This is a genomic window from Streptomyces noursei (genome assembly GCF_001646665.1).
Lineage (GTDB): Bacteria > Actinomycetota > Actinomycetes > Streptomycetales > Streptomycetaceae > Streptomyces > Streptomyces lavendulocolor.
The window spans coordinates 248,763-262,284 of the sequence record NZ_LWBU01000158.1; the positions used below are offsets into that span (position 1 = coordinate 248,763).

The following is a 13,522-nucleotide window of genomic DNA, read 5'->3' on the forward strand; positions in this document are numbered from 1 at the left end:
CGGGACATGACCGAGTGGGACGTCAAGAAGCTCCATGTCCTTCGCACCCTGCGCGACCGGGGGACGGTGACCGCGACCGCGGAGGCGCTGCTGATGACCCCCTCCGCCGTGTCCCAGCAGCTGACCAACCTCTCCAAGCAGCTCGGGGTCAGGCTGCTGGAGGCGGACGGCCGGCGGGTGCGGCTCACGGACGCGGCGCACCTGGTGCTGCGGCACGCCGAGGCGGTGTTCGCGCAACTGGAGCGGGCGGACGCCGAGTTGACGGGCTACCTGCGGGGCGACGCCGGGGAGGTGCGGGTGGGGGCGTTCTCCACCGCGGTCCCCGCGCTGGTCGTGCCGGCCGTGCTGCGGCTGCGCGCCGCGCACCCGGGCCTGGAGGTGCGGGTCCGGGAGGCCGAGGCCGCCGAGGCGTACGAACTGCTGTCGGCCGGGCAGGTGGACCTGGCGCTGTCACTGGCGGCGCACGCCCCGACGGCCCGTGACCCGCGGTTCAGCCGCGTACCGCTGCTCGCCGACCCGCTGGACGTGGCCCTCCCGGCGGGTCACGCGCTGGCGGGGGCGCCCGGGCTGCGGCTGGCCGACCTGTCGGGGGAGCGGTGGATCTTCGGGGGCAGCGGGCCGTGGTCGGAGATCACCCGGGCGGCGTGCGAGGCGGCCGGGTTCGTGCCGGAGCAGGCGCACTCGGCCGCCGGGTGGACGGCCATCCTCGCGATGGTGGAGGCCGGGATGGGCATCGCGCTGGTGCCCCGCATGGCGGCGGCCGAGCGGGCGTCGGGGGTGGTGATGCGGGTCCTGGAGGCGGACCAGCCGCGCCGGCACGTCGTGGCTGCGGTGCGCCGGGGCGCGGAGACGGCCCCGGCGGTGGCCCGGCTGCTGGCGGCGCTGCGGGAGGCGGCGGCGCGGCGGTAGGGGGTGGGCGGCGGCGCGGCGGTGGGCCGCCGGCCGGTCAGCGCGGCCGGGCGAGGCCCAGGAGCAGGTCGTCCGCGGCCGCCTTGATCTCGTCCACCGTCCGCCCGCCGTCACGGGTCAGATGGTGCGTCAGGCTCGGCACGAACGGGGCGAGCAGCATGTGCGCCAGCAGCGCGGCGTCGCCCTCGGGCCGGACGCGGGTGACGAGCACCGTCACGTGCGTGTGCATGGTCGCGTACGCCCCGCTGCTGTAGCGGGCGCTGGGCGCGGCCGTCTCGGCGGCGAGCATCAGGTCCAGCTGGTCGGTGACCCGGTCGGCGAGGGCGTGCAGGAAGGCGCGCAGCCGCTCCAGGGGCGGTGCGTCGGGGCCCAGGGGCGGCGGGCCGGTCATGAACGCCTCCTGGAACCGCTTCTCCCGCTCGTCGAGCAGCGCGAACAGCAGCTGGGCGACGTCCCCGAAGCGGCGGTAGACCGTTCCCACGCCGATGCCGGTCTCGTGGGCGACGGCGTTCATCGTCAGCGCGTCCGGGCCCTTCTCGGCGACGATCCGCGCGGCGGCCTCCAGGATCCTGCGCCGGTTGCCGGCGGCGTCGGCCCGCTCGGCCCGCCCGGTGCGAGGGCCGCGTCCCGGACGGTCCCCGTGCTGCGGCTGCGGCGCGTCCATGTACCCAGCATAGACCCCGTAACGGATAGCTATCCGTTTCCGTCCCGCATCCCGGTCCAGGCCCGCACCGGGGCGGCCGGCCGCCTCGCCGGCCGCGACAGCGACGTCTGCCCGTACGGCAAGGTCACGAGGCCTCCGGGGTCACGGCGAGGGAGTGCAGGTAGCGCATCAGCGTCATCAGGACGTCGCGGCTGGAGTCGCGCCGACGGGCGTCGCACACGACGATCGGCACGGAGCCGGGCAGGTCGAGGGCGGCCCGCAGCTCCTCCAGGGGGTGCTCGGGCGCCCCGGGGAAGGAGTTGACGGCGACGACGAACGGCACGCCGCGCTCCTCCAGCCTGCCGATCACGTCGAAGCTGACCTCCAGCCGGCGGGTGTCCACCAGGACCACCGCGCCGAGCGCGCCCTCGAACAGCCCGCGCCACAGGAACCAGAAGCGCTCCTGGCCGGGTGTGCCGAAGAGGTACAGCACCAGTTCCTCGTTGATGCTGATCCGGCCGAAGTCCATGGCCACGGTGGTGGAGCTCTTGCGCTCCACGCCCGCCGTGTCGTCGATGCCGACCCCGGCCTGGGTCATCGTCTCCTCGGTGGTCAGCGGCCGGATCTCGCTCACCGAGCCGACGAGGGTGGTCTTGCCCACCCCGAAGCCGCCGACGATCACCACCTTGACCGCGGCGGTGGTCGTCTCCGGCAGGGCGTCCGCCAGGGACGGCCCGGAGGGTGGCTCAGAGCTTCTGAAGTCCATCGATCACTGCCTCAATCAGTGCCAGGTCGGGGAGTTGGGCGCGGGCGACGGGCGCGCGTGCCAGCACGTCCCCGCCGGCGAGCAGGTCGCCCACCAGGACGGTCACCACGCTCACCGGCAGGGAGAGGTACGCGGAGATCTCGGCCACCGACAGCGGAGCCCGGCACATCCGCATGATCGCCGCGTGTTCGGGCTGCATACCGGCCCGGGGCGCCGACCTGGCCACGATCAGTGTGACCAGGTCCAGTTCGCCGGACGCTAATGAACCGCTGCGCCCACCGGTGATCACGTAGAGCCGCTCGGGACTGCCGTCCTCCCAGTCGTGGCCCGCACCGCTCCGGTGGCCCGGGTCGCTCACGCGGGCTGCCCGTCGCGGCGGGGCGGGCTGCTGAGATGCTCTCCGATCCGTGCCACCAGGTCGCGCATCCGCTGGCCCATCAGGCCCGCGTCGACGCCCTCGCCGGCCAGGACGGCGAGGTAGGCCCCCGCGCCGGCCGCCATCAGGTAGAAGAAACCGCCGTCCATCTCGATCACGACGAGCCGCATCCGGCCCTCGCTGTGCGGGAGTTCGGCGGCGACCGCGCCGGCGAGGCTCTGGAGGCCGGCGCAGGCGGCGGCCAGCCGGTCGGCGGTGTCGGTCTCGGTGCCGTACTGGGCCATGCGCAGGCCGTCGGCGGAGAGCACGATGACGTGGCGGGTCTGCGGAACGCTCTCGGCCAGGTCCTTGAGCATCCAGTCCATGTCGGGCCGCTGCTGACTCATGGCTGTTCCCCCTTGCTCGCCGAGGCCGGCGAGGCGTCGCTGTTCTGGTCTGCGCCGGTCTGGCGTTCCCCGGACAGGCCGCTCTGGAAGGCGGCCAGCCACATGCCGGGCTGCACCTGGGGTGCCTGCTCCGGCCCGGTGGGTGCCGTCGTGGTCGCGGTCCGGGTGGTCGTGGTGGTGCCCGTGGTCTCCGGGGCCCCGTCGGAGGCGGCGGGGGCCGCCGGTGCCGTCACACGGGTCTTGCGGCGCCGCTGCGGCAGGCCGCTGGGCGTCCGCTCGGTCACGACGGGCGCGTCGGTGCCGGACGGACCGGTGACCGTGCGGGAGGGGCCGGCGGGCGTGGCGGCGGCGGACCCGGCGGACGGCGCGAGGGCTCCGCGGGGCCCGGAGGAGGTGCCGATGCCGTGGGCGATGCCCGTCGCGGCGGAGGTGGTGGTGATCAGTTCCTGCGGGACGACGAGGACGGCGCGGACACCGCCGTACGCCGACGAGCGCAGCGACACCTGGAAGTCGTACGCCTGCGACAGCCGGCCCACCACGGCGAGGCCCAGGCGCGGCGTCTCGCCCAGGTCGTTGAGGTCGATGCCCTGCTGTGCCTGGCGGAGCATGCGCTCGGCCCGGTCGCGGGCCTCCTCGCTCATGCTCACGCCGCCGTCCTCGATCTCGATGGCGATGCCGGCGTTCACGTCCACCGCGGTGAGGTGGACCCGGGTCTGCGGCGGGGAGTAGCGGGTGGCGTTGTCGAGCAGCTCGGCCAGCGCGTGGATGAGGGGCTCGACGGCGGGGCCGACGACGGCGACCTCGGAGACCGAGTGCAGCTCCACGCGCTGGTAGTCGATGATCCGGGACATCGCGCCGCGCAGCACGCTGTAGAGCGGCACGGCCCTGTTCCACTGGCGGCCCGGCCGCGCACCGCCGAGCACGGCGATGGAGTCGGCGAGCCGGCCGATGAGCGCGGTGCCGTGGTCGAGCCGCAGCAGGTCGCCGAAGACGCTGGGGCTCTGGCCGTGCCGGTCCTCCATCTCGCGCAGCTCCTGCGCCTGCTGGTGCACGATGGCCTGGACGCGGCGGGCGATGTTCACGAAGGCCCGCTGCGCGGACTCGCGCAGGTCCTCCTCGGCGACCACGGCGTCCAGCACGGAGCGCAGGACCGCCAGGTGGGCCGCCCGGAACTCCGGGGTGAGGCCGGGCCCGTAGGCGTCGGGCGCCTCCAGCGAGGCGAGGACGTCCTCGGGGAACTCGCCCTCGCGCAGCCGCCGCACCACGTCCGGCAGGAGCGTGTCGGCGAGCCGTACCGTCTCGGCCTCCTGGCGGGCGAGGGCCGACCGCTGCTCGGCCGTCGTGGCCCGCAGGTGCGCCAGCTCCCGGCCGCGCCTGGCCGCCGTACCGCAGGCGAGCGCGACCGCGGCGAACGCGGCGGCCCCGAGCCAGGCGACCGGGGTGCGGGCCGGTGCGGAGACCAGGGCCACGGCGACGGCGGTGCCCGCTGCGATCACGATGGCGGGCAACGCCCATATGACGGGTGAGGCGGGCCCTGGACTACCGGGCGACGATCCCTCTCGAACCATCAGAACCCTCAAACGATCGAAAGCGAAAGATCAAAGGACACAACGGCCCGGAAGCTTATCGGTTGTTGAGCACGCCTCTTGACAGTGGGTCAGCATGCGGACCGCCGCCGCCCCCTCCCCCCAAGGCCGCCACCGGGCCGTCCACCGGACCGCCGCCGCGCCGTCCCCCGACCGCACCCGGCCGCCCCGGCATGAAGACGCCCCGGCATGAAGACGCCCCGGCACGAAGACGCCCCGGCACGAAGACGCCCCGGACCCGGGCGACCGGGTCCGGGGCGCGTCACCCCGATGTCTCGCCTACGCGTCGGCGGCCTGGGCCTTCAGCGCGCGCTCCACCCCGGAGCGCGACTCCGACACCAGGCGCCGCAGCGCCGCGTTCGGCCCGGCGCTCGCGAGCCAGGCGTCCGTCGCCTCCAGGGTCTCCTGCGACACCTGGAGCGCCGGGTAGAGCCCGACCGCGATCTGCTGGGCCATCTCGTGCGAGCGGGACTCCCAGACGTCCTTGACCACCGCGAAGAACCGCTCGGTGTACGGGGCCAGCAGCTCGCGCTGGTCGGTCTGCACGAAGCCGCCGATCACCGCCTCCTGCACGGCGTTCGGCAGCTTGTCGGAGTCCACCACCGACGCCCACGCCTCGGCCTTGGCCTCCTCGGTCGGCCGGGCCGCCCGCGCGGTCGCCGCGTGCCGCTCACCGGCCGCCGTCCGGTCCCGCTCGTACTCGGCGGCGATCTCCGCCTCGTCGTACACGCCCGTGGCCGCCAGCCGCTCCACGAACGCCCAGCGCAGCTCGGTGTCGACGACCAGCCCGTCGATCGTCTCCGTGCCCTCCAGCAGGCCCGACAGCAGGTCCAGCTGCTGCGGCGTACGGGCGGTCGCCGCGAACGCCCGCGCCCACGCCAGCTGGTGGTCGCTGCCCGGCTCCGCGGTGCGCAGGTGGGCGAGGGTGGCCTCGGTCCAGCGCCCCAGCGCCGCCTCGCGCCGGTCGGGTGCCGCGTACAGGTCCAGGGCGAGCTTCACCTGGCGGTGCAGCGACTGCACCACGCCGATGTCGGACTCCTTGGCGATGCCGGAGAGCACCAGCTCCAGGTACGCGTGGGTGGCCAGTTCGCCGTCCCGCGTCATGTCCCAGGCCGACGCCCAGCACAGGGCGCGCGGCAGCGACTCGGTGAAGTCACCCAGGTGCCTGGTGACGTTCTCCAGCGACACCTCGTCCAGGCGGACCTTGGCGTACGACAGGTCGTCGTCGTTGAGGAGCACCACGGCCGGGCGCCGCCGGCCCACCAGCTGGGCCACCTCGGTCCGCCCGGTCGCCGTGACGTCCAGCTCCAGCCGGTCGGTGCGGACCAGCTTGCCGTCCTGAAGGTCGTACAGGCCGATCGCGATCCGGTGCGGGCGCAGCACGGGCTCGCCCTTGGCGCCGGCCGGCAGCGCGGGGGCCTCCTGCCGGACCGCGAAGGAGGTGATCACCCCGTCGCCGTCGACCTCGATCTCCGGGCGGAGGATGTTGATGCCGGCCGTTTCCAGCCATGCCTTCGACCAGGTCCGCAGGTCCCGCCCGGAGGTCTCCTCCAGCGCGCCCAGCAGGTCCGACAGGCGGGTGTTGCCGAACGCGTGCTGCTTGAAGTAGGCCTGCACGCCCCGGAAGAAGGCGTCCTCGCCGACGTACGCCACCAGCTGCTTGAGGACGGAGGCGCCCTTGGCGTAGGTGATGCCGTCGAAGTTGACCAGGACGTCGTCCAGGTCGTTGATCTCGGCCATGATCGGGTGCGTGGACGGCAGCTGGTCCTGCCGGTACGCCCAGGTCTTCATCGAGTTGGCGAACGTCGTCCACGAGTGAGGCCAGCGCGAGCCGGGCGCCGCGGCCTGGCAGGCGATCGAGGTGTACGTGGCGAACGACTCGTTCAGCCACAGGTCGTTCCACCACTCCATGGTGACCAGGTCGCCGAACCACATGTGCGCCAGCTCGTGCAGGATCGTCTCGGCGCGCACCTCGTACGCCGCGTCCGTCACCTTGGAGCGGAAGACGTACTGGTCGCGGATGGTGACCGCGCCCGCGTTCTCCATGGCGCCCGCGTTGAACTCGGGCACGAAGAGCTGGTCGTACTTGGCGAAGGGGTACGCGTAGTCGAACTTCTCCTGGAACCAGTCGAAGCCCTGCCGCGTCACCTCGAAGATCGCGTCCGCGTCCAGGTACTCGGCCAGCGACGGGCGGCAGTAGATGCCCAGCGGCACGACCTGCCCGTCCGGGCCCTCGTACGTGCTGTGCACCGCGTGGTACGGGCCCACGATCAGGGCGGTGATGTACGTCGAGATGCGCGGCGTCGGCTCGAAGGCCCAGACGTCGCCCTCGGGCTCCGGGGTCGGGCTGTTGGAGATGACCGTCCAGCCGGACGGCGCCTTCACGGTGAACCGGAACGTGGCCTTCAGGTCCGGCTGCTCGAAGCTCGCGAACACCCGCCGCGCGTCCGGCACCTCGAACTGGGTGTAGAGGTACGCCTGGTCGTCGACCGGGTCGACGAACTTGTGCAGGCCCTCGCCGGTGTTGGTGTACGCGCAGTCGGCGACGACCGTCAGCTCGTTGCGGCCCTGCTTCAGGTGCTTCAGCGTGATCCGCGAGTCCCGGAAGACGGCCGCCACGTCGAGGTCGTGCCCGTTCAGCGTGACCTTGTGGACGGCGGGGGCCACCAGGTCGATGAAGGTCCCGGCCCCCTCTTCGGCGGAGTCGAAGCGCACGGTGGTCACGGACCGGTAGGTCGCGTCCTCCTGCGCGCCACGGAGATCGAGGTCGATCTCGTACGAGTCCACGCTCAGCAGCTCCGCCCGCCGCTGGGCCTCTTCACGGGTCAGGTTCGTGCCAGGCACCCGGTCATCTCCTCGTTGTGTGACGTTTCCGGTCATCCTTCCACGGCGGGTGCGGAAGGCGACGACCGATTACCGTCCGGCGCGGCCGGGCACGGCGGAGGGCGGCCACCGTCGCGGTGACCGCCCTCCTCGCGTACCTACCGGCGTCAGGCGCCCTTGAGCTCCTCGGCCACCAGCTCCGCGATCTGGACGGCGTTCAGCGCCGCGCCCTTGCGGAGGTTGTCGTTGGAGACGAACAGCGCCAGGCCGTTCTCGACCGTCTCGTCGGCCCGGATGCGGCCCACGAAGGACGCGTCCTTGCCGGCCGCCTGGAGCGGGGTGGGGATCTCCGACAGCTCCACGCCGTCGGCGTCCTTCAGCAGCTCGTAGGCGCGCTCCACGCTGATCGGGCGCTCGAAGCGGGCGTTCACCTGAAGCGAGTGGCCGGAGAACACCGGGACGCGCACACAGGTGCCGGAGACCTTCAGCTCCGGGATCTCCAGGATCTTGCGGGACTCGTTGCGGAGCTTCTGCTCCTCGTCCGTCTCGAAGGAGCCGTCGTCGACGATCGCGCCGGCCAGCGGCAGCACGTTGAAGGCGATGGGGCGCTTGTAGACGCCCGGCTCCGGGTAGGCCACGGCCTCGCCGTCGTGGGTCAGCTCGGCGGCCTTCTCGGCGACGGCCTTGACCTGGCCGTCCAGCTCCGCGACGCCCGCCAGGCCCGAGCCCGAGACGGCCTGGTAGGTGGTGGCGACGAGGGCGGTGAGGCCCGCCTCCTGGTGCAGCGGCTTGAGCACCGGCATGGCGGCCATGGTGGTGCAGTTCGGGTTGGCGATGATCCCCTTGGGGCGGTCCTTGATCGCGTGGGGGTTCACCTCCGAGACGACCAGCGGCACCTCGGGGTCCTTCCGCCAGGCGGAGGAGTTGTCGATCACCACGGCACCCTGCGAGGCGACCTTCTCGGCCAGGGCCCGGGAGGTGGCGCCACCGGCGGAGAACAGCACGATGTTCAGGCCGGTGTAGTCGGCCGTGGAGGCGTCCTCGACGGTCACGCCGTCCAGGACGGTGCCCGCGGAACGGGCGGAGGCGAACAGCCGCAGCTCGTCGACGGGGAAGTTCCGCTCGGTGAGGATCCTGCGCATGACCGTGCCGACCTGACCGGTGGCTCCGACGATTCCGACCTTCACGGGGACTCCTCCGTACGTGCTTGCGGGCCTGGCGGCCTGGGTGCCGCCCCCATGATGCGTATCACCTGGCCCGGCTTGTCCAATTCATTGTCCGGGACGTGAGAAGCAGCACGCGAGGCGACGGAAAGGGCGGGCGCCCGGTCCGGACGCCCGCCCTCACTCACCGTGCGTACGGTGTCACGGAGTGACCTTCTCGATCACCACGCTGCCGCTGCCCGCGACCGTGCCGCGCGCCGTCAGCAGGGACACCTCGCCGAAGAACCGCCGGCCCTCGGGGGCCGCGCCGTTCACCAGCACCTCCGCCGAGACCTGCGCCGAGGCGCCGCTCGCGAGGGCGACCGGCTTGGACTCGTCGACCTTCAGGGTGCCGAGCGCGGACGAGAAGTACACGTCCTTGTAGTCGTACGTGGTCGTCCCGGACGGCACCGCGTACCCGTCCACGACGACGGTGTACGTGCCCGCCGCCGGCTTGGCGACCGAGACCGACTCCTCCGAGTCGCCGTCCGCGGAGGTGCCGACGACCTTGCCGTCCTTCAGGACGGTCAGGTCCAGGTCGGCGCCCTTGTCGGAGGTGTTGCCGATCACGACGTCGAGGCGCTCGACGCCCTCACCGACGGTCACCGTGCTGGTCTGCGACTCGTGGTTCGCGATCGTCGGCGTGGCCACCTTCGCGGAGCCGAGCGAGCCGCCCTTCAGCCGGCCGTCGATCGCCGCGAGGGTGTTGGTGACCTTCCAGTCGACCGCGGCCGGCGTGCCGACCTTCGCCTCGGGGACCGTCTTCACGGCGGGGTCGAACGCGGCGCCCAGCAGCGTCACGTCCAGCTTGTACGGGTTGTCCAGGTCCGGCGACGTACGCCGCGACTCGACCTCGATCTCCCAGACGCCCGGCGCCGGGTCGGCGTACGAGCGCACGTCCGGGCGGCAGGTGTTGGCCGGGTTGTAGTGCGGGTAGCACAGGTTGGACGCGGTGTCCTCGACGGCCACGCCGTACGGGTGGATGGCGATGAACCGGGTCTGGCTCTTCTCCTTCAGCCCGCCGATCGCGACCTCCAGTGCCTTGGCGCCCTGCGGCACGGTCACGAAGTACGACTTGTGGCTGCTGCGCTGCACGCTGCCGCTCGCCGAGAAGGAGAACGACGGCTTCGTCAGCTGGTGCGAGACGACCACCGTGGCGAGGATCTGCTTGTCGACGCCCTCGGTGTCCTCGTCGTCGGCCTCCAGGATGGCGCTGTGCACGCCCGCGGAGCCCGGCTTGGCCTGCACCTTGACGGTGACCGGCTTGTTCAGCGGCAGGTCCACCTCGTCGTCGCCGAGGATGCGGAACGTGCCGTCGCCGTACTTCAGGTTCAGCTCGTGCTCGATCGGCCGGTCCGGGCCGGTCGTGCGCGTGATGGTGACGTCGTAGACCTTCTTCTGGCCGGCCCTCAGGCCGCCCTCACGGTCGTAGATGCCCGTGCCCGGCTTGTTCAGGTGCTGGTCCAGCGCGGTGTCGACGGGGGCGGCGACCTTGTAGTCGTGCGCGGTCGCGCCGTCCTTGATCGACTCCCAGGCGTCCACGATGTCGATCAGGCCCGAGCCCTGCTCGTGCGCGGCGACACCGGGGATGCGGTTGGCGGTGCTGGTGAGCGCCGTGCGCAGGGTCAGCGGCGACAGCTCGGTCCTCCGCTGCTTGGCGGCCGAGATCAGCAGCGCGCTCGCGCCCGCCGCCTGCGGCGAGGACATCGAGGTGCCGTTGAGCATCCCGTACCCGGCGGGCAGCTTGTAGCTGGTCTCCGGGACGCCGGCGCCCGCCATCCACAGCGGGATGGTGTTGACCGCCGAGCCGGGCGCGGAGATCGTCGGGGTGAACCCGCCGTCCTCACGCGGGCCGCGCGAGGAGAAGGGGAACATCGCGTACTTCTTCTCGACGACCGAGTTGTAGTTGGACGCCCAGGTCTCCTTGGAGATGGCCGCGCCGACCGAGATGACCTTGTCGGCCAGGCCGGGGTCGCCGATGGTGTTGATGCCGGGGCCCTCGTTGCCGGCCGAGATGACCAGCTGGACGCCGTAGGTGTCGATGAGCCGGCCGTACAGCTCGGCGCGCGCGTTGTCGCCGGAGTTCAGCGCCGGCAGACCGCCGATGGACATGTTGACGATGTCCACGCCGCGGTTGATCACCAGGTCGGCCATGCCCTCGGTCAGGGCGGTGTTGGTGCAGCCGCCGGACCAGGTGCACGCGCGCGAGGAGACGAGCTTGGCGCCGGGCGCCGCGCCGTTCATCTTCCCGCCGAACAGCCCGTGCGCGGCGGTGATGCCGGCGACGTGGCTGCCGTGGTCGGACTCGACGATGCCGATGTTGACGTAGTCGGCCTTGTCGCCGGCCTCGTTGTACGCGACGTCCTTGCGGATCTCCACCACGAACGGGATGCGCTCGGCGACCTGGGTCGCCGGGTCGTCCGTGCCGAAGTGGCCGATCTGGTGGCCGTCCTTGTACGGCTTCATCGCCACGTCGTCGGTGAAGTCGGCGTTGTCGTTGAGGTCGACCCGGACGGTGCCGGCCGCGGCGTCGTACAGCACGCCCCACGCGTCGGTGGTGTCGCCGTCCCGGTTGAGGTCACCGGCCATGTCGCCGCCGCGCGTGACGGCCTCGGCGAACCGGCTGTACGCGTGCGTGCCGGCCGGGGCGGTGAAGGTGCGCCCGTCGGCGGTGAACGTGGGCCCCTCCACGGCCACGTTCATCCGCCGCCAGGTGCCGTCGCCGTCGCCGACCGGGTCAGTGGCGGTGACCCAGTCGGTGATCTTGCGCTCACCGGTGGTGGTCTTCTGCAGCGCCGGGTGGTCCAGGTCGACACCCGAGTCGAGGATGCCGATGGTCACGCCCCGGCCGTCGGCCCTGGGGTACTTCTTCACGAAGTCGACCGCGCCCGTCTCGAAGGACGGGTTGTACGGGTTCTTCGCGGGGGTCCTGGCGCCCGGGCCGGAGTACGTGGTCGTCGTGCCGGCCGTGGCCGCGTCCCGGGCGGCGGACTGGCCCGCGTCGGGCGACGGGTCGTCCAGCTTGATCTCGTACTGGAGGTCGATGCCCTTGACGGACGGCAGCTTGGCCGCCTGGGTCAGCGCCGACTCCGCCTTCGGGGTGGGCAGGGTGGCGCGGACGTAGCCCAGCTTGTCGTACGTCGTGCCGACCGTGGCGCCCGCGACGCCGTCCAGCTGCGCGGCGACCTGCTCGGTCTGGCCGGGGGCGGTGGCCACCATGACGGTGACGGACTTCTTGCCCGTGGCCTCCGCCTCGGCGAGCCGCTCGGCGTCGGCCGCTCCGAGCTTGTCCGCGGTGGCGGACGAGGGGGCGGGCTTGGGCGGCGCCGGGTCCGTGGCGTCGGCGGCGAGGACGGGGGCGGTGCCGGCCGCGACGAGCGCGGCCACCAGGCCGGCGGCGGCGGCCACGCGGGCCGCCCGTCTGTGGCCGGGGGTCGGGCTCCCTGATATGGAGCCCTGGGATTCGGGGGTGGTCATCTGCATCCCTGTATGTGAAAGAGAGAGTCCGGAATTCGGTGCCGGATGACCGCTCACCCTTTCGCAAGTGAGGGGCTTTTGTGGAGGGTTGCCGGTGGCCGGGATGCGGTCATGGCGCACATCCGCCACTGCGGGATGTACGCCATGAGGAACGAACCGGGCTCAAATGCCCCTATGTGGTTGAGTGTTCGACCATCTACGCCTCTTTCGGGCGGGTCGTCCGCGCGTAGTGCCGGGACGCCTTCGCCCGGTTCCCGCACACCGCCATGGAGCACCAGCGGCGCGTGCCGTTGCGCGAGGTGTCGAAGAAGTGCAGGACGCACGCCTCGTGCGCGCAGGCCCTGATCCGGTCGGGCGCGGTGCGCAGCAGGTCCAGGTAGTCGCGGGCGGCCGTCCATGCCGGCCCCCAGGACGGGTCGGCGAACTCCGGCTCCTCGCCCGGCCCTTCGGCGGTGAGCGTGGCGCGGATGCGGCCGTGGTCGAGGACGGCGTTCAGCCGGTCGCGCGCGGGCCGGTCGCCGGGCGGGTCCACGAGCGCGGCGAGGGCGTCACGGGCGGCGAGGGTGTGCTCCAGGGTCGGCGCGTCGGCGGTGAAGCGGGCCGAGAGGCCGGTGCTCGCCAGCCAGACGGCCAGCCCCGCCGTGTCGGTCAGCAGGTCCCGCGGGGCGCCGTCATGGATCCAGCGGGTGTTGAGCAGGTCCATGCTGACCGGTTCGCCGACGAGCGGGCGGGGGTCGGGGGCGGTCATCTCTGGTCGTCTCCTCGCGCCTGTCGCGACCGTGCTAACCCCTCAAGCGTACGTGACCGGTTGACGCTCCCCGATCTAACCCCTAAGGTCGCGTTGAAAAGTTAGAACTCGTCCAGGGAAGGGGTTCGCCATGTCGGCGACCACCAGCACGCTGCGCACCGGCCGTCTCGGTCACGTCGGCCTCAATGTGACCGACCTCGAAAGGTCCCTCGCCTTCTACGGCGGCGTCCTCGGCTTCCAGGTCCTCCACGAGGGCAAGGAGGACGGCCGGCGCTACGCCCTCCTCGGCCGGGACGGCCGGCTCACCATCGCCCTCTGGCAGCAGGCCGACGGCGCGTACGCCCCCGCCCTCGCCGGACTCCACCACCTCGCCCTGGAGGCCGGCACCATGGACGACGTGCGGGCCGCCGAGGCCGAACTGAAGCGCCACGGGGTCGACTTCGCGTACGAGGGCGTCGTCCCCCACGGGGAGGGCGCCCCCTCCGGCGGGATCTTCTTCCACGACCCGGACGGCACCCGCCTGGAGATCTACGCCACGACCGGCGCCGAGGGTGCGGCAGCCCCGCACGCGACCGCCCCCACCTGCGGTTTCTTCTAAACCTGCTA

The 13,522-nt window shown here is 72.5% G+C and carries 11 protein-coding genes; 2 read left to right on the forward strand and 9 right to left on the reverse strand.

All coding sequences use genetic code 11. The features are described 5' to 3' along the window. Nucleotides 1-6 precede the first annotated feature (6 nt). Nucleotides 7-909, forward strand: coding sequence for a LysR family transcriptional regulator (locus tag A4V12_RS13190; protein WP_064069488.1), 903 nt, complete (start codon nt 7-9; stop codon nt 907-909). 37 nt (nt 910-946) lie between these two features. Here the strand turns inward: A4V12_RS13190 and A4V12_RS13195 are convergent, their stop codons facing one another. From A4V12_RS13195 to A4V12_RS13235, 9 genes are all read right to left on the reverse strand, one after another. After that, nucleotides 947-1,573, reverse strand: coding sequence for a TetR/AcrR family transcriptional regulator (locus A4V12_RS13195; RefSeq protein ID WP_064069489.1), 627 nt, complete (start codon nt 1,571-1,573; stop codon nt 947-949). A gap of 124 nt (nt 1,574-1,697) precedes the next feature. Continuing rightward, entirely contained in the window at nt 1,698-2,318 is a 621-nt protein-coding gene (locus A4V12_RS13200; RefSeq protein ID WP_064069490.1) for a GTP-binding protein, read from the reverse strand. Beyond that, on the reverse strand, nt 2,299-2,676 hold the full coding sequence (locus A4V12_RS13205) for a DUF742 domain-containing protein (RefSeq protein WP_064069491.1): 378 nt from the start codon (nt 2,674-2,676) through the stop codon (nt 2,299-2,301). The genes A4V12_RS13200 and A4V12_RS13205 overlap by 20 nt, the downstream gene beginning before the upstream one ends. Then, nucleotides 2,673-3,080: a roadblock/LC7 domain-containing protein gene (locus A4V12_RS13210; protein ID WP_064069492.1), complete on the reverse strand. Its 408-nt coding sequence runs from the start codon at nt 3,078-3,080 to the stop codon at nt 2,673-2,675. Before A4V12_RS13210 ends, A4V12_RS13205 begins: the two co-directional genes overlap by 4 nt. Further along, a complete protein-coding gene (locus A4V12_RS13215; RefSeq protein ID WP_064069493.1) occupies nt 3,077-4,648 on the reverse strand; it encodes a sensor histidine kinase in 1,572 nt (523 codons plus the stop codon). The genes A4V12_RS13210 and A4V12_RS13215 overlap by 4 nt, the downstream gene beginning before the upstream one ends. A gap of 297 nt (nt 4,649-4,945) precedes the next feature. Continuing rightward, nucleotides 4,946-7,510, reverse strand: a complete 2,565-nt coding sequence (gene pepN / locus A4V12_RS13220) for an aminopeptidase N (RefSeq protein ID WP_064069494.1) — start codon at nt 7,508-7,510, stop codon at nt 4,946-4,948. A 146-nt stretch (nt 7,511-7,656) separates the two neighbouring features. Further along, nucleotides 7,657-8,676 carry an aspartate-semialdehyde dehydrogenase gene (locus A4V12_RS13225; RefSeq protein ID WP_064069495.1) on the reverse strand — a complete coding sequence of 340 codons (1,020 nt, stop codon included), beginning with the start codon at nt 8,674-8,676 and terminating at the stop codon, nt 7,657-7,659. A 177-nt stretch (nt 8,677-8,853) separates the two neighbouring features. Beyond that, nucleotides 8,854-12,168, reverse strand: a complete 3,315-nt coding sequence (locus A4V12_RS13230; RefSeq protein ID WP_079137032.1) for a S8 family serine peptidase — start codon at nt 12,166-12,168, stop codon at nt 8,854-8,856. Between the two features lie 196 nt (nt 12,169-12,364). Next, complete coding sequence (locus A4V12_RS13235; RefSeq protein ID WP_064069496.1) at nt 12,365-12,916, reverse strand: CGNR zinc finger domain-containing protein; 552 nt, start codon at nt 12,914-12,916, stop codon at nt 12,365-12,367. Nucleotides 12,917-13,046: 130 nt separating this feature from the next. Here A4V12_RS13235 and A4V12_RS13240 point away from each other — a divergent pair, with 130 nt between their 5' ends. Beyond that, nucleotides 13,047-13,514, forward strand: coding sequence for a VOC family protein (locus tag A4V12_RS13240; RefSeq protein WP_064069497.1), 468 nt, complete (start codon nt 13,047-13,049; stop codon nt 13,512-13,514). Nucleotides 13,515-13,522 lie beyond the last annotated feature (8 nt).

What these genes read in the sequence shown, in the direction of transcription:
- A4V12_RS13210 (WP_064069492.1), bottom strand. Translation starts at nt 3,080, where the DNA reads ATGAGTCAGCAGCGGCCCGACATGGACTGGATGCTCAAGGACCTGGCC.
- A4V12_RS13190 (WP_064069488.1), top strand. Translation starts at nt 7, where the DNA reads ATGACCGAGTGGGACGTCAAGAAGCTCCATGTCCTTCGCACCCTGCGC.
- A4V12_RS13215 (WP_064069493.1), bottom strand. Translation starts at nt 4,648, where the DNA reads ATGGTTCGAGAGGGATCGTCGCCCGGTAGTCCAGGGCCCGCCTCACCC.
- A4V12_RS13200 (WP_064069490.1), bottom strand. Translation starts at nt 2,318, where the DNA reads ATGGACTTCAGAAGCTCTGAGCCACCCTCCGGGCCGTCCCTGGCGGAC.
- A4V12_RS13235 (WP_064069496.1), bottom strand. Translation starts at nt 12,916, where the DNA reads ATGACCGCCCCCGACCCCCGCCCGCTCGTCGGCGAACCGGTCAGCATG.
- A4V12_RS13240 (WP_064069497.1), top strand. Translation starts at nt 13,047, where the DNA reads ATGTCGGCGACCACCAGCACGCTGCGCACCGGCCGTCTCGGTCACGTC.
- A4V12_RS13230 (WP_079137032.1), bottom strand. Translation starts at nt 12,168, where the DNA reads ATGACCACCCCCGAATCCCAGGGCTCCATATCAGGGAGCCCGACCCCC.
- A4V12_RS13195 (WP_064069489.1), bottom strand. Translation starts at nt 1,573, where the DNA reads ATGGACGCGCCGCAGCCGCAGCACGGGGACCGTCCGGGACGCGGCCCT.